This is a genomic window from Desulfofundulus thermobenzoicus, from assembly GCF_009428905.1.
Lineage (GTDB): Bacteria > Bacillota > Desulfotomaculia > Desulfotomaculales > Desulfovirgulaceae > Desulfofundulus_A > Desulfofundulus_A thermobenzoicus.
The window spans coordinates 41,357-64,623 of the sequence record NZ_WHYR01000006.1 but is presented as its reverse complement, the minus strand read 5'-3'; the positions used below and the strand labels follow the sequence as shown (position 1 = coordinate 64,623).

General features: G+C 53.8%; 20 protein-coding genes and 2 pseudogenes. 8 read left to right on the top strand and 14 right to left on the bottom strand.

Annotation, left to right across the window (positions count from 1 at the left end; translation table 11 throughout):
• Window positions 1-14: 14 nt before the first annotated feature.
• From GFC01_RS03535 to GFC01_RS03525, 3 genes are all read right to left on the bottom strand, one after another.
• Entirely contained in the window at window positions 15-434 is a 420-nt protein-coding gene (locus GFC01_RS03535) for a hypothetical protein (RefSeq protein WP_152945259.1), read from the bottom strand.
• Window positions 427-2,262 carry a two-component system sensor histidine kinase AtoS gene (gene atoS, locus GFC01_RS03530; protein WP_152945258.1) on the bottom strand — a complete coding sequence of 612 codons (1,836 nt, stop codon included), beginning with the start codon at window positions 2,260-2,262 and terminating at the stop codon, window positions 427-429. The genes GFC01_RS03535 and atoS (GFC01_RS03530) overlap by 8 nt, the downstream gene beginning before the upstream one ends.
• 189 nt (window positions 2,263-2,451) lie before the next feature.
• Window positions 2,452-2,697 carry a hypothetical protein gene (locus GFC01_RS03525; protein WP_152945257.1) on the bottom strand — a complete coding sequence of 82 codons (246 nt, stop codon included), beginning with the start codon at window positions 2,695-2,697 and terminating at the stop codon, window positions 2,452-2,454.
• A 654-nt stretch (window positions 2,698-3,351) separates the two neighbouring features.
• On the opposite strand from GFC01_RS03525, the gene GFC01_RS03520 reads away from it, so the two are divergent.
• A complete protein-coding gene (locus tag GFC01_RS03520) occupies window positions 3,352-3,597 on the top strand; it encodes a ribbon-helix-helix domain-containing protein (protein ID WP_341473734.1) in 246 nt (81 codons plus the stop codon).
• Complete coding sequence (locus GFC01_RS03515) at window positions 3,594-4,004, top strand: type II toxin-antitoxin system VapC family toxin (protein WP_152945256.1); 411 nt, start codon at window positions 3,594-3,596, stop codon at window positions 4,002-4,004. Before GFC01_RS03520 ends, GFC01_RS03515 begins: the two co-directional genes overlap by 4 nt.
• Before the next feature lie 89 nt (window positions 4,005-4,093).
• On the opposite strand, the gene GFC01_RS03510 is transcribed toward GFC01_RS03515, so the two are convergent.
• The 7 genes from GFC01_RS03510 to GFC01_RS03480 form a co-directional block, all read right to left on the bottom strand.
• The gene (locus GFC01_RS03510; RefSeq protein WP_152945255.1) at window positions 4,094-5,461 is read right to left on the bottom strand and encodes a sigma-54-dependent transcriptional regulator; all 1,368 of its coding nucleotides are present in this window, start codon (window positions 5,459-5,461) and stop codon (window positions 4,094-4,096) included.
• On the bottom strand, window positions 5,433-7,274 hold the full coding sequence (atoS, locus tag GFC01_RS03505) for a two-component system sensor histidine kinase AtoS (protein WP_152945254.1): 1,842 nt from the start codon (window positions 7,272-7,274) through the stop codon (window positions 5,433-5,435). Before atoS (GFC01_RS03505) ends, GFC01_RS03510 begins: the two co-directional genes overlap by 29 nt.
• A 464-nt stretch (window positions 7,275-7,738) precedes the next feature.
• Window positions 7,739-8,164 carry a hypothetical protein gene (locus GFC01_RS03500; protein WP_152945253.1) on the bottom strand — a complete coding sequence of 142 codons (426 nt, stop codon included), beginning with the start codon at window positions 8,162-8,164 and terminating at the stop codon, window positions 7,739-7,741.
• Between the two features lie 332 nt (window positions 8,165-8,496).
• On the bottom strand, window positions 8,497-9,363 hold the full coding sequence (locus tag GFC01_RS03495; RefSeq protein WP_152945252.1) for a TIGR02186 family protein: 867 nt from the start codon (window positions 9,361-9,363) through the stop codon (window positions 8,497-8,499).
• Between the two features lies 1 nt (window position 9,364).
• Window positions 9,365-10,282, bottom strand: coding sequence for a sulfite exporter TauE/SafE family protein (locus tag GFC01_RS03490; protein ID WP_341473733.1), 918 nt, complete (start codon window positions 10,280-10,282; stop codon window positions 9,365-9,367).
• Window positions 10,283-10,361: 79 nt separating this feature from the next.
• Window positions 10,362-10,793 (bottom strand): hypothetical protein, encoded by a 432-nt coding sequence (locus tag GFC01_RS03485; RefSeq protein WP_152945251.1) that lies wholly within the window; start codon window positions 10,791-10,793, stop codon window positions 10,362-10,364.
• Window positions 10,794-11,260: 467 nt separating this feature from the next.
• Window positions 11,261-12,631, bottom strand: a complete 1,371-nt coding sequence (locus tag GFC01_RS03480) for a sigma-54-dependent transcriptional regulator (protein WP_152945250.1) — start codon at window positions 12,629-12,631, stop codon at window positions 11,261-11,263.
• Between the two features lie 389 nt (window positions 12,632-13,020).
• Between GFC01_RS03480 and GFC01_RS03475 the strand changes: the two genes are divergently transcribed.
• Window positions 13,021-13,467: a nucleotidyltransferase domain-containing protein gene (locus GFC01_RS03475; RefSeq protein WP_152945249.1), complete on the top strand. Its 447-nt coding sequence runs from the start codon at window positions 13,021-13,023 to the stop codon at window positions 13,465-13,467.
• The gene (hepT, locus tag GFC01_RS03470; protein ID WP_341473732.1) at window positions 13,451-13,903 is read left to right on the top strand and encodes a type VII toxin-antitoxin system HepT family RNase toxin; all 453 of its coding nucleotides are present in this window, start codon (window positions 13,451-13,453) and stop codon (window positions 13,901-13,903) included. The genes GFC01_RS03475 and hepT (GFC01_RS03470) overlap by 17 nt, the downstream gene beginning before the upstream one ends.
• A 604-nt stretch (window positions 13,904-14,507) precedes the next feature.
• On the opposite strand, the gene GFC01_RS03465 is transcribed toward hepT (GFC01_RS03470), so the two are convergent.
• Both GFC01_RS03465 and GFC01_RS03460 read right to left on the bottom strand, forming a co-directional pair.
• A complete protein-coding gene (locus GFC01_RS03465; protein WP_152945248.1) occupies window positions 14,508-16,511 on the bottom strand; it encodes an acyltransferase family protein in 2,004 nt (667 codons plus the stop codon).
• Window positions 16,504-16,686, bottom strand: coding sequence for a hypothetical protein (locus tag GFC01_RS03460; protein WP_152945247.1), 183 nt, complete (start codon window positions 16,684-16,686; stop codon window positions 16,504-16,506). The genes GFC01_RS03465 and GFC01_RS03460 overlap by 8 nt, the downstream gene beginning before the upstream one ends.
• Before the next feature lie 258 nt (window positions 16,687-16,944).
• Between GFC01_RS03460 and GFC01_RS20145 the strand changes: the two genes are divergently transcribed.
• Window positions 16,945-17,091, top strand: coding sequence for a LytTR family DNA-binding domain-containing protein (locus GFC01_RS20145; RefSeq protein WP_152945246.1), 147 nt, complete (start codon window positions 16,945-16,947; stop codon window positions 17,089-17,091).
• A 745-nt stretch (window positions 17,092-17,836) separates the two neighbouring features.
• On the opposite strand, the gene GFC01_RS03450 is transcribed toward GFC01_RS20145, so the two are convergent.
• Window positions 17,837-19,069, bottom strand: coding sequence for an IS110 family RNA-guided transposase (locus tag GFC01_RS03450; RefSeq protein WP_152945245.1), 1,233 nt, complete (start codon window positions 19,067-19,069; stop codon window positions 17,837-17,839).
• Between the two features lie 753 nt (window positions 19,070-19,822).
• Between GFC01_RS03450 and GFC01_RS03445 the strand changes: the two genes are divergently transcribed.
• Together GFC01_RS03445 and hepT (GFC01_RS03440) are read left to right on the top strand one after the other, a co-directional pair.
• Window positions 19,823-20,269: a nucleotidyltransferase domain-containing protein gene (locus tag GFC01_RS03445; RefSeq protein WP_152945244.1), complete on the top strand. Its 447-nt coding sequence runs from the start codon at window positions 19,823-19,825 to the stop codon at window positions 20,267-20,269.
• Window positions 20,253-20,705: a type VII toxin-antitoxin system HepT family RNase toxin gene (gene hepT / locus GFC01_RS03440; protein ID WP_341473731.1), complete on the top strand. Its 453-nt coding sequence runs from the start codon at window positions 20,253-20,255 to the stop codon at window positions 20,703-20,705. The genes GFC01_RS03445 and hepT (GFC01_RS03440) overlap by 17 nt, the downstream gene beginning before the upstream one ends.
• A gap of 248 nt (window positions 20,706-20,953) precedes the next feature.
• Here hepT (GFC01_RS03440) and GFC01_RS19235 read toward each other — a convergent pair.
• Window positions 20,954-21,091 (bottom strand): annotated as a pseudogene (locus GFC01_RS19235) (hypothetical protein); the annotation flags it as partial.
• A 518-nt stretch (window positions 21,092-21,609) separates the two neighbouring features.
• On the opposite strand from GFC01_RS19235, the pseudogene GFC01_RS19230 reads away from it, so the two are divergent.
• Window positions 21,610-21,794: pseudogene (locus GFC01_RS19230) on the top strand (transposase); the annotation flags it as partial.
• Window positions 21,795-23,267: the final 1,473 nt, after the last annotated feature.

The window sequence follows — 23,267 nt, the reverse complement described above, 5'->3', positions numbered from 1 at the left end:
CCTTTCTTTATAACTTACCGTTTCCGCAGGGCCAGGCGGTTGCTGCGGATGAGCAGCAGCATTATATAATGTCCCACCAGCAGCTGGTGCACCCCCACCCCCGCGCCCAGCAGGAGCAGGACCAGCCCGCTGACGGCCAGGGGGAAATATTTAACGTGGGGATCGGCCGGTGTGTAGACCCGGCCGAAGGCGTCCCGCCAGGCACGTATTTCATAGGTATCCGGGTCCTGCTCCACGATTACGTGGCGGGTGGGGTTGAAGCGGTGTTCAAAGAACCTTTCGTCCAGGTACTGGATACCCCCCCAGAAAAAGACCACCCACACCAGGGTAATCAAGGTGGTCAGAATGGAACTGTAGCGGGAGAGGGCCTGCCGTTCTTCCTCATTCAGGTATTCTGCCAGTTCAGGACGGGAACGGACTGTTTTTTCAGGCACCGGGTTCACCATCCTTTGGGGTGCGCAGGTAGACACGGAAGGTGGTCCCCCGGCCTACCTCGCTTTCCACCTCGATCTGTCCGCCATGGGCCTGCACAATTTCGTGGGCGATGGCCAGTCCCAGGCCGATGCCCTTTTCCCGGGTGGAAAAGAAGGGGTCGAAAAGCTGCTTTAAATTCTCTGCCGGTATGCCGCATCCCGTATCGCTGACGGTCACTTCCAGCCAGTTTTCTTCCGGGTGGTAGTGCGTGGCTACGGTCAGGGTGCCCCCGTCGGGCATGGCCTGGCAGGCGTTGAAGATAATATTCATCAACACCCTTTCCATCTGGTTCGGGTCCATCCAGGCCGGGGGCAGATTTTCTCCCAGGCGGCGCACCAGGGTGAAGCGGGCCAGGTGTATTTCCGTAAAAAACTGCAATACCTTTTCCACCAGCTGGTTTAAGTCATGGTGGCCGAACCGGGCTTCCGCCGGTTTGGTAAAATAAAGCAGCTGGGCCACCAGGGTTTCCAGCCTGGTCACTTCCTCATAAATGGTGCGGATGGATTTGGGCGACGGGTTGTTGGTCTTCTGCCACAGCTGGATGTAGCAGCTGATGGAAGTCAGGGGGTTGCGGATCTCATGGGCCACCCCGGCCACCAGCTTGCCCAGGGCGGCCAGCCTTTCCTGCCGGTGAGCCCTTTCCTCCAGGCGCATCCGTTCCGTTACGTCCCGGCAGCAGAGCACCGCGCCGATAGTTTCCCCCCGGTGATCCACCATGGGTGCCGTGCTGACCAGTATCTGCTGGGTGCCGTTTCCCTTCTGGTGCCAGGGGATGAGCAGGTCTTTCAGCTGCTCGTTGTTTTCCAGGGTGCGGGTCAGGAGATCGGCAAAGGGTGAGCCTTCCGGAAAGACTTCCTGATAATGCCGGTCCGGCCAGTCCGGGGCCATGCCCAGCATTTGCGCCGCCGCTGTGTTGACAATGATTACCCGCCCGGCAGCGTTGATCACCACCAGCCCGTCGTCAATGGTGGCCATCATGATTTCATTATACTTGTGTACCTCCACCAGCCGGCAGGCCAGCTTGTTCACCGCCCGGCTGATTTCCCCCAGTTCGCCCGGGGTTTCGGGCAATCTCTGGAGAAGGTCATACTCTAACTTTTTGACCCCCTGTTTAATCTGATTGACGTTGCGGACGAAATTGCGGATGAGCAGTAACGTGCCGCCCAGACCGATGATCACCCCCGCCGCAATAATCAGGTAGGCATTGCGTTCAAAAGTTTTCACCCGTTTGTAAAAGTTGGTCTGGGCCATATTTTCATAGGCCCAGACAATGCCTTCCAGGCGGCCGTTGCGGTAAAAGGGCTTGTAGGTTTCCAGCACTCCCGCGGAGGTATGGCCGATGGTCTGTACAACCGTCTGCTGGCGGGAGAGGGCTTCCTGGAAAAGGGCTTTTCTTCTTTTGGAAAAGTTTTCTTCATAATTTTCACTGCCGTCCAGGATGGCGTCCAGTTCCAGGGAATAAAAACCCATTTCCACCTGGGGGTAACTGGCGCTGACCTGTTCGATTTTGTCTTTCAAAGCTTCATTCAGGATGCGGATTTTCTCTGCTCTGGTTGCCCCGGATGCCTGTTTGCCCGCCAGAATATCGTTCAGGCTGCCCTGCAGGCTGTGATCCAGCTCATCCAGCGCCCGACCCAGCTTGGCCTTTTGATATTCCACCAGGGCCAGTTCGCTGTTCTGGATGACATGGAGCATGTACAGGGTGAGCAGGACCGGAAAAAGCAGCAGTATGGCGATGAGGATAAGCAGTTGATTGCCCAGGGTGTGGGAGCGCAGCATCCGGAACATCCTTTCAGGTACTTTCTCTAGTTGAATAATACTATCAACTGCCGGCTTTTGTCTACCGGATGGCCGCTGCTATTTTCTGGCCGCGGGTTTTTATTTTTAAAAATGGTGATCCGGTCTGGATGAAAGGAAAAGGCTTACCGCGAAGTATGGTATTAATTTTCTTTGATAATATGGAGATCTGGTGCGGTATCAGGGTTTTTTAGGAACCGCTTTGCGTAAGGATTTGAACAGCTGGTCGGCAATCCGGTTCCAGAAATAGACCACCGGCACCGCCATGGCCAGGACAACAAAGGCCGGCAGGATGGCTCTGGCCAGTACCAGATGGTTGATGGTGCCGGTGACGGCAAAGGTTACAAAGTAGGCGGCCAGGGCCAGGGTCATCACCAGCAGCGGGCCTATGGCCAGGGGTTGCCTGTATTTGGGGTTTTTCCTCATATGCAAAACCTCCTCGGCTAAAATCGTCAGTTTTCAGGGGCCGGTGAATATTTATTCTCTGCCTGGTTAAGAAACGGGCCGGTCATGGTATAAAAAGAGATAAGGGAATGTGCGAACTATCACTAACCCGGTTAATCTCCGGGTTCCATCGACACCTCTTGCCATCATGTTTTTGAGCGCCGCAGCAAACCGGTTTGATCTGTTTGCTCCTGCAGCATATGTTACAGCAAGGATTGTGCCAATTGGAACAAGCGGGGGGATATAAATGGGGGAAAACCGGCAGGCCCCGTCAGTTGCCGGGTTGAAGGACGCTGATACCTTCACCCGGGCGACCTGCCCGGTGAGAAGGTCATGGAAGAAAACCGCGGGTGACCTGAATCTGTACACCGGCTGTTCAGGATCGGGTCAGTGAGGACCTTGACTGCAAAACATGCTCCCTTCGGGAAGATCCCCCGGTTGGTGAGGCCTGTCTTAACAGCATTCCCGGGCTTAATTATACCACGTAAGCCGGAATTTTTCGGAATTTTTTTGTTTATACAGCTTGCTGAACTGTTCCGGGTCCCTCTTGGTGGCTGCCGGAGCAGTATATATTTGACGACAGACCGACATAATGTTATCATAAATGTAATCATGCTATTGGAAGTGATAAAAGTGGTGCGAACTCAGATTCAGCTTACCGAGCAGCAGGTTGCCGCCTTGAAGGCCAGGGCGGTCGCTGAAGGGGTTTCTCTGGCCGAGTTAATCCGCCGGTGCATCGATCAAGCACTTGCTACTTCATTGGACCCGGGACCAGCAGAGCGAATCCGGCGCGCCGCCGCTATTGCCGGCCGTTTCCGCTCCGGCACGAGAGATCTGGCGATTAACCACGATAAATACCTGGCGGAGGCTTTTGACAAATGAGTGTTTATGTGGATACCTCGGCTTTTCTGGCCGTTCTGGACGCCGACGACGAAAACCACGAAGCAGCAAAAAAAGTATGGACCGATCTGCTGGAGTCCCGCGAGGCCATGGTCTGCAACAGTTACGTGCTGGTGGAAACCTTTGCCCTGGTACAGCACCGGTTAGGCATGGCGGCAGTGAGGGCATTTCATGAAGACGTTTTTCCTGTACTGCAGTTGGAATGGATCGATGATAATCTTCACCGGCAGGCTGCCAGCGCCCTGCTCACCGCCAACCGGAGAAATTTGAGTTTGGTTGATTGTGCCAGTTTTACCACCATGCGGCGTCTGGGAATCAAAAGGGCTTTTGCTTTCGATAAACATTTTTCCGAGCAGGGATTTACATGCATACCGGCAGTTTTAACCTGATTAACCTGAAACTTCACAGCAAACTAATAAGCCCGTCCCGGACTTGCCGGCTCCTTTCGAGGGATTCACCGTTTTGTACCTGTGGTTATTTAGCTGATTATCCCCAGTTCCCTCATTTTGGCGTACAGGGAGCTGCGGCTCATTTTCAGCGCCTGGGCCGCCGCCGAGCGGTTCCAGTTGTGTTCTTTAAGCACGTTTAAAATGACCTGCCTTTCCACATCGGCGATGATCTCTTTAAAGGACATGTCCTGCCGCTCCGGGCGCAGGCTGATCTCCTCCCGGCTGGCCCGGATGCTCAAAGGGATCTCCTCGGTGGTGATCACCGGTCCCACGGCCATGAGCACCGCCCGCTCGCAGACGTTTTTCAGCTCCCGGATGTTTCCCGGCCAGTGGTAGCCCATCAATAATTGCATGGCCTGGGGCGAAAAACCGGTGACGTTTTTATTGAATTCCCGGGCCGACTTCTTTAAGAAGAATTCAGCCAGCGCGGGAATATCCTCTTTTCTCTCCCTTAAGGGTGGCACCCATATTTCCACTACATTCAGGCGGAAAAACAGGTCCTCCCGGAAATTCCCCTCCTGGATGGACTGTTCCAGGTTCTTGTTGGTGGCCGCCAGGATGCGCACGTCCACCTTGATGGTTTCCGTACCGCCCACCCGCTCGAACTCCTTCTCCTGCAGCACCCTTAAAAGTTTGGCCTGGGTGGCCGGGCTCATTTCCCCGATTTCATCCAGAAAGATGGTGCCCTGGTGGGCCAGCTCGAATTTTCCCGGCTTGCGGTTACCTGCCCCGGTGAAGGCGCCCTTTTCGTAGCCCAGCAGTTCCGACTCCAGCAGGGTTTCGGGTATGGAAGCACAGTTGATCTTAATAAAGGGTTTATCCCGGCGGGGGCTGTTCAGGTGGATGGCCCGGGCCACCAGTTCCTTGCCCGTGCCGCTTTCCCCGCGGATGAGCACGGTGACGTTGCTGTCCACAATGCGGCCGATGGCCTTGTATACCGCCTGGATGGCCGGGGACTGGCCGATCATGATTTCCTCTTCCAGTTCCAGCCCGTCCTTTTCCGGCTTTCCGGCGTTTACTTTTTTGGCCAGGTCATGGGTGGATACGGCCTTTTCCACTATGGCCAGCAGTTCATCCAGCTTAAAGGGTTTGGTAATATAATCAAAGGCGCCCAGCTTCATGGCCCGGATGGTGGTTTCCGTGCTGCCGTAGGCGGTGATCAGGATGATGGGCACCTGCTGGTTCTTTTGGCGGGCCTGTTCCAGCACCTGGATGCCGTCCATGCCGGGCATGCGGATATCCATCAGCACGGCATCCGGTGAGAGCTTTTCGATCTTTTCCAGTCCTTCCCGGCCGCCGGCCGCCGTTTCCACCCGGTAGCCGGCCGTTTCCAGCACGTCGGTCAACGCCTCCCGCACGCTGGCCTCATCATCCACTACCAGTACCAGTTTGGCCATGGGTTTCCTCCTTCCTTACCTGCAGGTATATGCGAAAGGTGGTGCCGCGTCCCACATGACTCTCCACCTCAATATTGCCGCCGTGGGCCTGGATGATTTCGTGGGCAATGGCCAGTCCCAGGCCGGTACCCTTTTCCCGGGTGGAAAAAAAGGGGTCGAAGAGGTGTTTCATATGCTCCGGGGCAATGCCACAGCCCGTATCGCTGATGGTGGTGACCAGGGAATCACTGGGCCGGTCGAAGGCCGTTTCCAGCGTCAGTCGCCCCCCCTCGGGCATGGCCTGCAGGGCGTTGTAAATAATGTTCATCAACACCCTTTCTATTTGTTCCCCGTCAATCCAGGCCGGGGGCAGGTCCGGCTCCAGGTTGGTCACCACTTCCACGGGGGTGCGGTATACTTCCCGGAAAAACTGCAGAACCTTTTCCACCACCTGGTTTAAATCCCGGGGGGCAAATTTAGCCTCTGCCGGGCGGGTGAAATACAGTAACTGTTCAATTAAATTTTCCAGCCGGGTGACTTCCCGGTACATGGTGGCCAGTGCCCGGGGTGACGGGTTATTGGTTTTCTGCCACAGCTGGATATAGCAGCTGATGGAGGTCAGGGGATTGCGGATTTCATGGGCCACCCCGGCCACCAGCTTGCCCAGGGCGGCCAGGCGTTCCTGGCGGTGCATTTTTTCCTCCAGGCGCAACCGTTCGGTAACGTCCCGGCAGTACAGGGCCGCTCCCACCGTCCGTCCGCTGCTGTCCAGCAGGGTGGCGGTACTTACCAGCAGGTCCAGGTCCCCCTGTTCCCGGGGGCGGGATAATTTTAAGTCTTTGTACTGCCTTTTTTCTTCCAGGGCGCGGCTGATCAACTCCGGGAAAGGGGAACCCGGCGGAAAGGTTTCCCGGTAATGCTTGTAGGCGTAATCTTCCGGCAGGGCAAAAAGACGCCCGGCGGCCGCATTGGCAATAATCACCCTGCCCAGCACATCCACCACCAGCATGGCGTCGTCAATGGTGGCCAGCATTATCTGGTAGTACTGGTGTACATCCACCAGCCGGGAGGCCAGCCGGTTGATGGCCCGGGTGATTTCCCCCAGCTCACCCGGCGCCGGGGGCAGGGGACGGTTCAGATCCTGTTCCAGTACTTTCAGGCCGTCCTTAATTTTCTCCACGCTGCGTACGAATCCATGCATTAAAGCCAGCGCCCCGCCCAGTCCCAGAAAAAGGCCCAGGCCGATGGCGGCATAGGAGTTGGTCTCCATCTGGCGGATCCGGTCGTAAAATCCGGTATGGCCCAGGTTTTCCGTGGCCCAGATCACCCCGGCCAGCTGGCCCTGGCGGTAGTACGGGCGGTAAACTTCCAGCACCGCATCCGCCCCCTGTCCCAGGCTTTGCATCACCTGGCGCCGGGTGGAGAGGGCCTCGTTGATGGCACTTTTCTGCCGCCGGGGGATCTCTTTGGGCGGGCCGTTGCTGCCGTCCAGGATCAGGTCCAGCGCCGGGTAATAAAAACCCATTTGCACCCGGGCATATTTCAATGACAGCTGTTCGATGGGTGGGCGCAGGGCTTCATTTAAAACCCTGGCCTGTTCGGAGCGGGGAGCATCCCTGGCCCCCCTGGCGGCCAGAATCTCTTCAAAGCTCTGGTTTACGCCACTGTCCAGGTCATCCAGCACCCGGGCCAGCTTGGCCTTCTGGTTTTCCAGCAGGGCCAGTTCGCTGTTATTCACTATTTTAACCATATAAAAGGTCAAGGCCACGGGAAAGAGCAGCAGCAAGGCAATGGCCATTAATAACAGGTTGCCCAATCTTCCGGTCCTGATCATAGAATTTCACCCTGTAAGGCTTCTCTTATGACTATACTACTGTACCAGGCCAATGTCCATCACGGAAATATTTGCAGCGTCGGTAAATGTTCAGTGACTTCCTTATGGTGCCGGTGGTGGCGTTTTACTGAACAATTACCGGCGCCGGATGATAAAAAGGACCCGTAAACGGGTCCCGGTGGGTTGGGTATGGACTATATGGATATTTGCGATATGAACATCCCGCAAACAGCCCGGCGGTAGATTGCCTTTGGCCCGCTTCTGCCCTGAAAATACATTTTCGTTCCTCTGTTGGTGCCGCCACAGGCGACGTGGGGGTCTTGTTTGAATAAGCATTCTATGCGGGGACCGTTGAGGCTACGGTACCAGTTCCGCTCCTGTTTGCCTGAAGAGGCCATTTCTTAGTGATCCGTGGCCAAATGGCCCGGGTCGTGGCTGTCCTTTATTGGTTTGGCGGCACTAAATCAGTAGGAGGGGTACATGGGTGGTGAGTTATGCCGCGGCGATGGCAAACTGGTCAGCTGACCCTGCAGGATGAGCACCATTAAAAAGTGCTGGCAAAGGATGTTGTATGCGCCCACGCCCACCAGACCCACCACCAGGGTTAGAAGGGTTACGCCGAAGGGAAACATCCTCACCTGGGGATCGTCCGGGGTATAGACATTGCCCAGCACATCCTTCCAGGCGTAGATTTCTCCGGTGACCGGGTCCTGGTCGACCACCATATGGCGGCTGGGGTTAAAGTAATGTTTAAAGACGGCTTCTTTCAGGAAATCCGTTCCTGTCCATAAAATCAATAAGGCCAGCATAACCATGACATAGGCGGCAATGGTCTTAAAATGCCGGAATTTTTGCCTGTCCCGGGGAGACAGGGTGGTTTCCATTTCCATCTGTTACGCCCCCTTATCCAGAGTGGCAGAGCCCCCGTGGTCTCCACCCTGTGCAAAAATCAACGCAAAAAACATGCCAGGGTGGGAAGCGGGAGATTTGGCTGGCCACCGGATGGTGACGCCCGGTCAAATGACCAGATTCTACACACCGGGTGTGCAAAACCAGGGCAGAAAAGGAAAGGGGAATCCGCTGGGGGGCGGATTCCCCTTTAAAGAAATAGAGGAGTGATTCCCCTTTAGGGGCAACCGTGATAAGCTTAATAACGGTACCGGACATAGCTTTTTCATTGAGGTTGCAGATTAAGGCTGCAGGATGGAATTTCATCAGGGTCTTAGTGGATTTCCGCAGAGACCTCCCGGCCTTTGCCGGTCTTGCCGGGTACTTTGCCCGGCACGCCCGTTAAGGCGCCAATCAGCTTTTCCAGGTAGTTGAACAGCAGGTCGATGAGCAGGCCGGCGGCCAGGGCGATGAGCACCGCATAGGTGCCGTAGAGGGGGCCGTTGGTCTTGGCCATGGTCCGGGCCCAGCCCACCACACCCACCGGCCGGACGTTTATTTTGCTTTCGGATTGGCCGAGAATGCGGCCGTTTTTCACCGCATAGGCGGTGACCAGGCTATCCCCGTGGGCCGCTGAACCGGGCAGGTTCACGGTCAGGTAGAACTGGCTGCCATTGCGCTCCACCGCCTTTTCGTTTACCAGATAGAGGTTGTTTTTTTGGTACATATTTATCAGAGCGTCCAGATAATCTTTTCCATCAGCACCCGACAACCGGCGGGAGTTGTTCCCGGCGGTTTCTTTGATGACCGCGGTGGAACGCACTGCATCGTAATTTTTATCAATACCCGTTTCCTCCTGGAGAATTGGACTCAGCCGGTCAATGGGGGCGGAGGAGTAAATCTGGTACATCTTGGGTATGCCTTCCACTTCGGCCTGGGCCACATTCATCCACAGGAAGCCAACCCGGCCTTTTTTATTTAACATAACGTTTCTGGCGGGAGACACCAGCTTAATATAAATATCGCTATCCGGGGGTGCCGTGCCCGTTATGGTTACCGTGCGGCCGCTGAAATTCAAACCCACATCAATGCGGTCCGGATCGGCGGTCACATTTACCAGTCCGGCCCAGGCCGGCAGGCTTCCCAGGAGTAGCAGCGCAACCACCAGCAGGCAGGTTACAGTCTTCACTTTCACATGCATATCAATGTCCACCCCCCAGTACGATCAGGGAAGAGGGAGTGACCAGCAGGTCGTGGGCCATTTTGACCATCACTCCCAGCACAATCAGGGAGAAGATAATGCGCAGCTGTTCCCCCTTCAACCTGCGGCCGATGCGCACGCCAAACTGGGCGCCGATGGCCGATCCCAGCAGGAGCAGCAGGGCCAGGACCACATCAACGGTTTCGTTGACAATGGCCTGGGCCAGGGTCACGTTGACGGCGGTAAAGACCACCGTGAACAGGCTGGTGCCCACGGCCTTTAAGGTGGGGATGCCCAGGATATAGATCATTACCGGCAGCATGATGAACCCGCCGCCCACACCCATGAGCGCGGCCAGCACACCGATGAGAAAGCCGAGGCCGAACAGGGCCACTACGGAGCATTCGATGCCCGAGACGGGGAAGTAGGTTTTCATGGGCAGGCGGCTGGCCAGGCCCGGCCCTCCGGGTTTCTTCGCCGGCGCCGGGCCGGGTGCTCCCCTTTTGCGCAGGGCATTGAAACTTTCCATGAACATGAAGCTGCCTACTACCAGGAGCATAAGCACATAGACGATCTTCACGACGAAGTCAAAGTTGCCCAGCTGTCTTAAAACCCGCACCAGCCCGGTGCCGGCGGTGCCGCCGATCAGCCCGCCGACGAGCATGATCAGGCCCAGTTTGAAATCCACATTGCCGGCCCGCCCGTGGGCAAAGGTGCCCGATGCGGAGGCGGCCACAATCTGGTTGGTATCGCTGGCCGCGGCCACGGCCGGGGGGATGCCGGCCATCATCAACAGGGGGGTGAGGAGGAATCCCCCCCCCACACCAAATAAACCGGAAAGCAATCCCACTATACCCCCCAGGCCCAGCACCAGGTAGGCGGTCATCTGTACGCCGGCTATGGGTAAGAAAATATCCACGGTATTTCACCCCTTATGGCTCTTTGTTTATTTTCGCTTCTTTTTCCCCAATGGCCACCGTTACCGGCGGTGTCTGCCTTCATTCCAGGGAAGGGGTTTGCAGCAGCCGGCCGCGGGGTGATTCGGCCTGTAGCACCCGGCTTCTAACCACCAGCATCACCGCGTAATGTTCCACCAGCAAATTATAGCTTTGTACCGCCCCGCCCAGGATAAGCAGGATCAGGACCATCACACCATAGGGAAAATGTTTGACATCGGGATCGTTGGCGTTATAAACATTGCCCAGGGCGTCCTTCCAGGCGTAAATCTCCATGGTGTCCGGGTCCTGTTCCACAATCACATGCCGGGAGGGGTTAAAATAGTGCTTGTAGACGCTTTCACGTAAAAAGTCAACGCCAATCCAGAAAATCAGAACGGAAAGAAGGGCTATGACCACGGTTACACCGGCGGCAAATTTTTTCACCCTGGCCCGATCCTCTTCGGAAAGATGCTGCAGAATTTCATCCATCATATGTCCCCCCTTATGTTTGGGTTCTGTTTAATGAGTTCCAGTGACCTGCCCCACCCCCGGGATTGTTACCTGATGCACATATGGTAGAGCAATGATGATGCCAGCAGGTTATTGCTGCGGCCGGATAAAAAAAGACGGTAAAATCAAGGCCGGGCGGCATGGTCAGGCCGCCCGGCGGGTAAACAAAAGCCCACCCGTGGGCAAATCCTGCCCACGTGTGGGCAAAAATTGCCCACACGATGCTTTCTGCTGTTGCTGCTGCACAATTGTTTTGCCCTTTTGTTCACACTGTTTTCCAGCGGTAACCGGCAGTTGGGGTTTCACCGGGGGGTCACCGGGACGGTTCTCGTTTCACCGCACCGGCGGTTTCACCGGGACGGTTGCACCCTTGCTCAAACAGGGGTTTTTTAAAGCCGCAAAGCCGAACCGGGGCTGCAGCGGGCTTTCCTCTTTTACCCTTTCGTAGTCTAGGGCAACAGCCCGTACTCCTTCATCTTGGCGTAGAGGGAGCGGCGGTTTAAGCCCAGGGCCTGGGCGGTGGCACTGCGGTTCCAGTTGTGCTCCTGCAGCGCCCTCAGGATTACCCGCCGTTCCACATCGGCCACAATTTCCTTCAGGGTCATCCCCGGCTTGATGGCCACATCCTTCAGCTCCCCGCCGGCCCGTTGCAGGGAAAAGGGCAGGTCTTCGGGCATGACCACCGGTCCCCGGGCCATGACCACCGCCTGCTCGCAGATGTTGCGCAGTTCCCGCACGTTCCCCGGCCAGTCGTACTGCATCATCAGGGCCATGGCCTCCGGGGAAAAGTCGGTCACCTTTTTCTTCTGCTCCCGGCTGTAATGGTGCAGGAAAGAGCGGGCCATCACCGGGACATCTTCCATCCTTTCCCGTAACGGAGGCAGCCAGATGGTGAATACTTTCAGGCGGAAAAAGAGGTCTTCCCGGAAGGTGCCCTCCTGCACGCATCTTTCCAGGTCCTTGTTGGTGGCCGCCAGGATGCGCACGTCCACCTGGATGCTCTCGGTGCCGCCCACCCGCTCAAATTCCTTTTCCTGGAGCACCCGGAGCAGCTTGGCCTGGGTGGCCAGGCTCAGCTCGCCTATTTCATCCAGGAAAATGGTGCCCTGGTGGGCCAGTTCGAATTTGCCGGGCTTGCGGGCGCCGGCCCCGGTAAAAGCCCCCTTCTCGTGGCCGAAAAGCTCGCTCTCAATCAAGTTTTCCGGTATGGCGGCGCAGTTGATCTTGACAAAGGGGCCGTTCCGGCGCTCGCTGTTCTGGTGGATGGCCCGGGCCACCAGTTCCTTCCCCGTGCCGCTTTCCCCCTGAATGAGCACCGTCACGTTGCTGCTGGCCACCCGGCCGATGTTTTTGTACACAGCCTGCATGGCCGCCGACTGGCCGATCATGCTTTCCACGGGCATGTATTCTGGAACGCGGTTTTCCCGCAGGGCTTCCACTTCCCGGGCCAGCTGTTTCATGGTCACGGCCTTTTTTACCGTCAACACCAGCTCGTCCAGGTTGAAGGGTTTGATAATATAGTCAAAGGCGCCGGCTTTCATGGCCTGGATGGCCATGTCCGTGGTGCCGAAGGCGGTCATCAGGATCACCGGCAGCCGGCCGTCTTTCTGCTGAATGATGTCCATCACCTGCATACCGTCCAGTTCCGGCATGCGGATGTCCAGGAGCACCGCATCGGGCGGGTTCTGCTCAATCATTTCCAGTGCCCGGCGCCCGTCCAGGGCCGTTTGCACCTGGTAGCCGGCGTCCTCCAGGACTTCAGTTAAAAACTCGCAGACACTTTCCTCGTCGTCTACCACCAGCAAGTGGGCCAAATTCATGCTCCCCCTTTCGCTACCGGGTGGTATAAGTTTTATTTGCGTTCGTTAATATTGTACCATAATCACCTTCACCCCCATATAGGCGCAGAAAATTGTCCAACAATTTAACAAAAAGGAGAAATTTTCCTGGAAACTAAAACTTTTTTATGTCATTTAGCATGAAAAGGACTGGCCGGGAATTGGATGGAAGGGAATATTTTCAATCAGGAAGGGTTATTAATCCGGATCAATTATATATGGAGGAATGATGAAAAGGTTTCTTCAATGCTGCTAACAATATGCTCCGCATTTTCCGTTAATTGTGATAAAATATTTATTGGGGGCATCCATTTTCTGGAGTTTATTTCTTCTACGTATAATAGCACGGTGCTGCAGAGGTGGTGGTTAGAGTGGGCGAACTGATGCGGGTCAATCTCGATCCGGTGGTGGAACAGGTTAAAGCAGCGCTGCAAAATTTCCCCCGGGTGGCCGGCGCTTATTTATTTGGCTCCATCCTGGGGCCATGCCGGCCGGATAGTGATATCGATCTGGGGCTTATACTGGAGCCGGGGATAGATCCGGATAGTATCGAAGCGGACCGGTTGGAATCAGCCATATCCCTTTTACTGCCGCCCCATGAAGGACATTCCTATGATATTGTATTGCTGAATCCGGATAAACCACTTTTTGCCTTTCGGGTGATTAAAGAAGGGAAGTTGATCTACTCCCGGAACATGGAGCGGATTACCGATGTAATGGAGTATGTCAGCAGAAGGTATGCCGACCTGTACCCGCGGTACCGGGCGGCGCTGGAAGAAATTTTTGCCGGGGTGATGGCCGGTGGGCCTGGATCGTGAGCGGATAATGGCCAAAATTGGCTATATAAAAGAACAGGTGGCCAGCATTGGTGAGCTGCTAAAGAGCAGGAAAAAAGAGGACATATTAATGGATCCCTGGTTGGTAAGAGGTTTAAAATATTCAATGCAAACGGCGGTGGAAGCCATGATAGATTTAGCCTATCATATTGCAGCTAAAAAATTCGGTCACGCGCCGGGAGACGCCAGGGATGCCATGCGCATACTCTTAGAGGGCGGATTGATTACCAGGGATAGATTGACGGGATATTCAGCCATGATTGGTTTTCGCAACCGTGTTATCCATGGTTATCAGGAAGTTTCCGCCGAAAAGGTATATGAAATGGCACGAAATGAACTCGGTGATTTTGAGCAGTTTATCTGCGAAATCGGGGCCGTACTGGAAGATGGCGAAAACAAGACAAACGACGGGCGGTAGGTAAGGCCTTGATTTTGGCCGTGGTAGCCGGCCCCCGGCAGTTTGCCCCGGTCTGCCCCGGGGCTGGTGGAAGAGCCGTCAGGTTGATCCCGGCTTTAAATTATATAATAATTATAATAGTCAATATAATTATTATATATATTTTTATGAGAATTATAAATCACTTTAACGCAGTCTTCGTAGAAATCTTTAAAAATCTATGGAAAAAAATTAAAAAATTATTTAAATAAAACATACTGTTTTTTAGAAGGAGATAATAAGCCAGTAAAAAAAGCTGACCAGTAGATGTTGTATTTAATGGTAAGCCTAGCGACTAGCTTCGTTGGGCTTTTTCTCTTTATAGAATGTTAATTTTGACTTTGACACCTAGAATTTAGAAAGCCTTGAGGCTGTAAGAATGAGGTTGCTTCCAAATTCCTGGACCCCCTAAATTGTGCCACGCGAAATATAATGGACCCAGAAATTTAGACAGTTAAAACTGGGAGAACTGGTCCTGTCACTGATTGGGATTTAGTAGTGCGACTTTGACGAAAACCTGGGGTGGCCTCAAGCGCCGGCTGCCCTGTTTTGCTTTTCTAAGCCATATTAACCCGGGTATTAAAAACTAACCTTTGTCCGGCTGCACCGCCCCGGCCACCAGGGCGGCGTAAAACCGGGCTCCGGCCGGGGTGAGGTGGACACCGTCCGGGGCAAAGAATGAATCGTGGCCGGCGCTGGCCGCATACCAGTCGACCAGGGTGGTATGCGGGTAAGTCGCCGCCACTTGCGCCAGGGTGGTGTTCACCACACGTTCCCATGGGCGTGGCACCCGGGTGTTCACCAGCACCACCTGCTGCACAGGTCCCAGTGAATCGAGCAGGGACACCAGTTGTTCCCGGGTGAACGGCCCGTTGGTGCCCAGTTCGATGATGACACGGTTGCCCAGCCTGCCCTGCAACTTGAGCTCGTCCACCACCGTCCGGGCTTCCATCAGCTGGCGGCTGATTTTGGCGTCAATGACGATGCCGGGGAGCATTTCGCGCAAATAGGGCTCGGCATCAGTCAGAAGCGAGTCGCCGATGGCGGTAACGCCCCGCCCCGGTGCGACCCCAACGGGAGCTGGAGTATCCGGGCTGGGGCCGGGTGTGCCGGAATTTCCGGGGGGCTGGTCAGGTTCTCGGCTTTCTCCCGTTGGGGCAGCGCCCGGGCCAACTGCCGTTGTCCCGGAAGCGGCAGTCTTTGCGCCGCCGGTAGCCTCCGGGGGCCTGCCCTGGCCCGGCCCGGGGTTAACGGGAGAGCCGGTCAACGTTTTCCCGCTTCTATCCGAACCCCCGGAGTTGTCCGGGCCTGACTGGATGGAGCCCGGGATGGCGGCGGAAACCGACCCCGGGGAAACGGTGCTGGTAATGGTGGAAATAGATCCCGTCATCCCCATGCAGAACACACCGAGGGCAAACAGGGTGGCGGCCGGGACAACCCAGGTTCTGATGGACAGGCGGCCCTGCCGGTGATGTGCCCGTCCCGGCACCTGTTTCCACAACTTCTGCAGGCCGCTACGGCGGATGGGCTCCTCCACATATCGCCAGGACAGGGCGGCCAGGGCGATGCAGGCCGCCACCTGCAGGCCGGCCCGCACCAGATTAACCCCACCCGTATCCACCACCGGGCTGGTCAGAACAATAACCGGGTAATGCCAGAGGTAGATGCCGTAGGAGCGCACGCCCAGCCAGCGTAGGGGCTGCCAGCCCAGGGCCTTGCCCAGGCGGCTGGCCGGGTGGGCCAGGGCGGCCACCAGCACGGCGGTGGCCGCCGACAGCAACAACAGCCCGCCGCGGTAAAGGAAGATATCATACTGGTTAGTCTGCCAGATCATGAGCAGCACGGTGAGCAGGCCAATGGATCCCGCCAGGTCAATGCCCAGGCGCACCCGGGGCGAAACTTTGCCGGACAGCTTGCGGGACGGCCAGACCAGGGCCAGGGCGGCGCCAATGAGCAGGGCGAAGGCGCGGGTATCGGTGCCGTAATACACCCGGCTGGGATCACTGCCCGGCTGGTAAATAACGGCCATGGCCAGTGCCGAGGCGGCCGCTCCGGCCAGGGTCAGCCCCACCAGCGGGCCCCGCCGTGGGATGTGGCGCAGCCCGCACCACAGCAGCAACGGCCAGAGCAGGTAAAACTGTTCCTCCACCGCCAGTGACCACAGGTGGCCGAGGGGAGAGGGAGGCCCGAAGCGGTCAAAGTAGGACACCTGATGGAAAATGAGCCACCAGTTGCTGACGTACAGCATGGCGGCCAGCACATCGCCCCTGACAGCTGTCAGCCGGGCGGGGTCAAACAGCGTGATCCAGCTCACCAGGACTACGAGCATGATCATTAGCGCCGGCAGTAAACGCCTGGCCCGCCGCAGCCAGAAATTTTTCAGGTTGATCTGCCCGCTACCCTGCCACTCGGCCACCAGCAGGTCCGTGATCAGATAGCCGGACAGCACGAAAAATACGCCCACACCCAGGAACCCGCCCGGTGCAAAGCGCAGGTTCAGGTGATAGGCGATAACGGCCAGTACCGCCAGAGCCCGCAGTCCATCCAATCCGGCCATATAGCGGCCGTTGCCCCTGACCGGTTCAGGCATGGGGACGCCCTCCCTGCCGCCCGGTGGACCACAGGGACGATCCCGGTTCCACCTTCGTGCCGCCCCCGTGTCTCCCGGTGACGGTTGCCCGCGTCATCCCGCCGCGGTTCCGGGTGAACCAGCCGGCTTTTCCCGTCCACTGAATATCCGGATACACCATGGTTATGTACCGCATCTTCCGCCCGCCCCCATTCTGTGATTGAGAATTCCACAGTCGTCCGGCTTCTGTTTAGTCAGCTTTAACGACAAAGCTATATTTTAATAGACGAAAAAAATGGGGGAAAGGTTCCCGAAAAATGTAGAGGAAAAGATTATTTTGGGCGGCTGCCGAATTAGCGGCTGTACCAGTTCTGGCGGATATTTGCCACAGGCTATTGGCCATGGTGAGCAGCAGATCTGACGCAACGATTCATTATCTATTTCCTGAACAACGTTGCCGTCATCCGGGGAAGACAAGCTCAACACTACGGAGAGCCTGAACAGCATTGAGGAAGGGCTGCCCGGCAAAATTTTTTTCCGCTCCCACCGGACCTGCATTGTCAGCCCGAATATGATCAGGGAAAATTCGCCCCTGGGGTAAAAACAGCTACGAAATTACCTTTTCTGGCACACAGCAAAAGGCTCTTTGAGCCTCAAATAAGACCAGTGAGTTGGAAAAGATACTGGCTTTGCCCTGCTGTTAAAGAGTGTCGCGCCTGAATGCGATCCGCTTTTGTTTAACCATTGTTTAGCCATGTTCAAACAGGCAAAAGCCGGTTTCAGACAAGGATATCCACTTTTTAGACAAAACTGGTTGACATGGTCTTTTGTGGGAAGTAAAATAGGCATGGATGTAGTAATTGCCAATTAGGAAAATTTATATCTAAATGTTTGAATCTTCTCTTTTTCAAAAGTATATTTAGCTAAGCAAGGGGGTGTCAGGGTCATATCAAGTTTTAAGGAAGAGTGTGAGAATGAGATCGCTAGTACCCTGACACATAAATTCGTACATCAAAATTAACATTTTTCATGTTCAATTTAGAAAGACAGAAACTATTTCTTTTGAAAGGTTTTACGATATTTGACGGATAAAAATGGCTGTTTTTATCCCTGTTATTTGAACCAATTCCTTCGTAAAAAGTGTGCAAGGACTTCTGTGTCGCGGTACTAGTTCCTTTCTTTAATAATGAGTTAAGTTGTTAAGCGCAGCGGTAAAAAGTCAAGCCCTTTTTGAAGGGAAATTGGAAAAAATTTTTGGGCTTAAGCCGTAAAAAGGCAACAACAAACCACAACCAGAATCTGGTAATATCTGGGCATTTCATGCAGTGGTCACTTAAAGGAGGCGATCAATCACCCCTTTTTCTGGGCATATAAAGCTGGTTTGAGCGCAGCAAAGCAAAAACCAGCCGGACCAGTTTTCTGGCGGTAAGGACGAGTGCTCTTTTGTGTTTATGTGTTCGTGCTTCATTGTACTTGGCCTGGTAGAATGCGCGGTATTCCTGATCATGCACCCTAATCAGGTTAGCTGCCTCCACCAGGTAATAGCGCAAGTACTTGTTGCCTGAGCGAACCCGCGGGGTATCCTGGGCCTTCCACTGGCCGGATTGGTGTTCGTTCCATACCAGGCCGGCATATTTGGCCAGAGCTTTCTGGTTTTTAAACCGGCTGATGTCGCCAACCTCAGCCAGTATACCGGCTGCATATACCGGGCCAATGCCCTTGATGGAAGTTAACGTTTGGGGTATGGCCTCCAGATGTTGGGCAATTAACTTATCCAGCCTTTTCAGTTCCGACTGCAATGCGCGGATGACACTGATGCTGGTGGCCAGGCAGGCGTTAACAGGGTCAGCCGGGGACTTGCTCAGGCTATAGGAAGAGCGTGCTGCTTTCTGCAGGGCTTTAGCCACCCCTTCAGCATCCACCAGGCGGTTTTTGCTCTTCTTTTGCAGAAAAGAGACCAGTTCCTCTAAAGGCATGGCCGCAATCTCGTCTGGTGAATAGAACTCCTCTACTACTGCCATGGCTGTAGCACCGAAGGGGTCGGAAAAGATCTTTTCCTGGCGCAGGGAACTGAATTTCAGGAAAAGATTGTTCAAGAAATACGTCTTTTCCCGGGCAATCGTCCGGGCCAGGTGAAACCTGGTGCGGGTCAACCGTTGGAGGGCAAGGAAACGTTCCTCCATAGAAACCTCCTCCGGGAGGCGACCGAAGCGCAATTTATCAGCAATAACCCAGGCATCAATATCATCATTTTTGGGCAGGTCATTGTAAGATTTCTTGAAGTTATTGACCGTCCTGGGATTTAAAACATGGATTTGCGGTGAAAACGGGGCCAGTTTCTCCGAGTTTTGGCAAAAAGCGGTCAGGTGGTAACCGTAATTAGAAGTAGCCTCCAGGCCCAGAACTACCTGTTGCATAGAATGCCGGGCTGCAAGCTCAACGAGGTTATCCACCAGGATATTTGCTCCGTCCACCGTATTGGGTACACTAAATTTCCGTACAGTATCGCCATTGGCGTCCGGGCAACGAACACTGTTATCCTTAAGGCTCACGTCGATACCGACAAAAAGTTTGCTCAACGGGGTTCACCTCCCTTTTGCAGAAAAATCAAGCCGGGTACAGGACCTGGATGCCCCCGGGGAACCGCCTTACTCACCCTCGTAATCAGTACTCATCCGGCCCTGGGGGTGCATGAATGGGCGGCTGCGAATCCCATCACCAGACAGCCGGGGTACATCCAGCGGTTAGAAATGGACGGCGGACCAGGGGTAACACGCTTTACGAAATGGTAGCCCTTCGGGCTCCACTGGAGGTGGAAGAAATATCCCCATACCAGGCTTGTTAGTCCCATTGTCCCGCAAAGGAGGCATCCATGTCCAGACCCAGCTTGGTGTAAAAAGGCAACAGAAAGCCGGCCCGGCCGGGACAACTGCCTGACAGCACGTTCCGGGGCCGGCTGGAACAGGACCACAACCATCACTATCTATTACCCAGAAATATCTCAGCGGACTTTTACCTGTCCATTCGGTTTATAACGATCAGGGATTAGATTGTGTGTACATTTCGAGCGTTTACAAACTGCTTGGGCATCACCACCATATTCGAGGTACTGTTGACCAACTACCCTCAATACCCATTTCACGATACAGTAATCGCGCGATTTACCGGTACCGGTACTGTACCCGCTGTGGAATCAGGCATTGATTTTGTTGGCCTCGGTACCCGTAATACGGGAACCGGTTCCCAACCATCCGGATAATCCATATTGTTCCTAAACTGGAATCTGGGATTGTCCGGTGGCTCTACTACTATGATACGAGGTGGTGGTTAGAGTGAACGAACTGGTGCGGATCAATCTCGATCCGGTGGTTGAACAGGTTAAGGCAGTTCTGCAAAATTTCCCCCAGGTGGCCGGTGCTTATCTGTTTGGCTCCATCCTGGGGCTATGTCGGCCGGATAGTGACATTGACCTGGGCCTGATACTGGAGCCGGGGATAATACTGGACAGTGTCGAATCGGATCGGCTGGAAGCAGCCATATCCTTTTTGCTTCCGCCTTATGAAGGGCATCCCTATGATATTGTTCTGGTGAACCCGGAGAAGCCGCTTTTTGCTTTTCGGGTGATTAAAGAAGGGAAATTAATCTATGCCAGGAATATGGAGCGCATTACCGATGTAATGGAGTACGTCAGTAGAAGGTATGCCGATTTGTACCCGCGGTACCGGGCGGCGCTGGAAGAAATTTTTGCCGGGGTGATGGCCGGTGGGCCTGGATCGTGAACGGATAATGGCCAAAATCGGCTATATACGGGAACAGGTGGCCAGCATTAGTGAGTTGCTAAAAAGCAAGAAAAAAGAGGACATATTAATGGATCCCTGGTTGGTAAGAGGTTTAAAATATTCATTGCAAACGGCGGTGGAAGCCATGATAGATTTAGCCTATCATATTGCAGCTAAAAAATTCGGTCATGCCCCGGGAGATGCCAGGGATGCCATGCGCATACTCTTTGAGGGCGGATTGATTACCAGGGATAGATTGACGGTTTATTCAGCCATGATTGGTTTTCGCAACCGTGTTGTCCATGGTTATCAGGAAGTTTCCGCCGAAAAGGTGTATGAAATGGCACGAAACGAACTTGGTGATTTTGAAAAGTTTATTTGCGAAATCGGGGCTGTACTGGAAGAGGGCGAAAATAGGACAAACGACGGGCGGTAGGTAAGGCCTTGATTTTGGCCGTAGTAGCCGGTACCCGACGGTTTACCCCGGTCTGCCCCGGGGCTGGTGGAAGAGCCGGCAGGTCTATCCCGTCTTTCTTCCGGAACGCCGGGGTAATCCGGTTCTGTCCGGGTGAAGCCCGGGATGGCGGTGGTCCTGGGAAGTGATGCAGTTAATGCGGGGTCAAATAGCGTGATCCAGCTCACCAGAACCACGAACATGAGCACCAGTGCCGGCAGTAAACGCCTGGCCTGGCGCAGCCAGAAATTTTTAAGGTTGATCTGCCCGCTACCCTGCCACTCGGCCACCAGCAGGTCCGTGATCAGATAGCCGGAGAACACAAAAAATACGCCCACACCCAGAAACCCGCCCGGAGCAAAGCCCAGGTTCAGGTGATAGGCGATAACAGCCAGTACCGTCAGAGTCCGCAGTCCGTCCAGTCCGGCTATATAGGGCCGTTGCCCCTGAACGGTTCAGGCATGGGGAAATCCCCCCTCCCGTCCGGTGCACCACCGGGACGCTCCCCGCTTCACCTTCGTGCCGCCCCCGTGTCTCCCGGTGACGGTTGCCCGTGTCATTCCGCCTCTAACATACAGCAAAAGGCCCTTTTAGCCTTAAATAAGGGCAGGAAGTTGGAAAAGATACTGGGTTTGCCCGGCTATTAAAGAGGGTTGCGCCTGAATGCGATCCGTTTTTTGTTTAACCATTGTTTAACCATTGTTTAGCCATGTTCAGACAGCCAAAAGCTAGTTTCAGATAAGGATATCCACTTTTCGGACAATACTGGTTGACATGGTGTTATATGGTAATAAAATAGACATAGATGTAGAAATTGCCATTTATGGCCGGAAGAAAGTTTCAGAAGATGGTGCCATAAAAGTTCCGGACCAAAATTGATCAGCCTAAATATGCTCTGCGGAAGCAGACGGTTGAGCTGGTATTTGGTCAAATCAAAGAGGCCCATGACTTCGGAGACTCCTGCTCCGCGGACTGGAGTTAGTTCGCGGGGAGTGGCTACTCTTATGCCTTACTCACAACATTTTGAAACTATTTGGTAACATGGAAAAGGTAACATGGTTATTTAGTTAAGGTAAGACCGTGATTATCACCTTAGCAAAGATGACACCCGCATTAGACTGGTATAAAAATGGTTGCTTCACCTTAATATCGACTCTTCAATAAGCTGAATGGTTAGACAGCAGCTTAGAATGGTGTGCGGCCAACGGCCCATACCTGTTTCAGATTTCCTTACCTGGACTTTGACAGCGATCCCTGAAACCCTTGTCATTACTCGACTTTTCGCGTGGCACAATTTAAGGGGTCCAGGAATTGGAAGTAACCTCATTCTTACAGCCTCAAGGCTTTCTAAATTTTAGGTGTCAAAGTCAAGTTCCGTTCTACCGAACTGCAGGCGGAAGGCGCTGGTTGCATCAAACACTGCATCGTTACAATGCCTTTGCTACATGAACCTTGACAATCAAGCAGCGCAGAGAGCCAAAAATCAATCCATGGGGGCAAGTAGACCCCGTTAGGTAGCACAATGGCCTCCACCCCTGGGGAAGGAGAGTCGGGAACCGGCACGGTCCATTGGTATCCCGGGAAACATGAGAGGGTATACCGCCAGGTTAAAGCGTGGAGATAAGGGCGCGCGAAAAATTATCATGCAAGCAGTCCCAATATTAATATGGATAACACCTGCCATATATCGGTACACCTGGTTATAATTATCACTCACCTTCGCAAGATAAAGGGATATATTACAACCTTACTGAGAGACCTTACTGGGAGTGAGGCTCCTAGAACGTTGGAAAGGCCGTTTTTAAACTGCTTCGTTCTGATTTCTAGAACCAGATCATCAATGCCAGAACTGTGATTCTCGAATGGGAACGGCTTGTGCAGTCCCTCCCCCCGTAAATTAATCATTTGGGCGTAGTGGGTGTGCTTGGCCACGTCAACACCTACAATTAAGGTTTTGGGTGTGATCATGGCCAGTTTCTGGGAAAGGGGGTTATACATTGGTTATCCCCCCTAGTATTGGTGGTTTTGTTGACAATTAAACCATACCAGATTTTTTTCCCCAAGCCCCACTACTCCTGATTATAGGAATGCTACCGAAGAAAATTAATTTGTTGGTGTGCATCTGTCAACACATTTTTATTTAGCATTATATTTAAGTCAAGCGTAAATTCAAAAATGAAGGAAGGATTTATCTTAGTATTCCAAATTTCGTATCTAATGAGTGAGGAGATTATAAATAATGGACAATTATACTTTAAATTATGTAATAATTATAATAGTCAATACAATTATTATATATATTTTTATGAGAATTATGAATCACTTTAATACAGTCTTCGTGGGAGTCTTCAAAAATATATGGAAAAAAATTAAAAAATTATTTAAATAAAACATACTGTTTTTAGAAGCTATGAACAGATTGACCCATTCATGCTCATTCGTGATTGGTTTACTAAATATGTTAAATATTGGCCTTAATTAACTGGGAATTGACCGCTTTTACCCAGGGAGACAACAAGCGGTCCCGGTTTACATTGGGGTCGA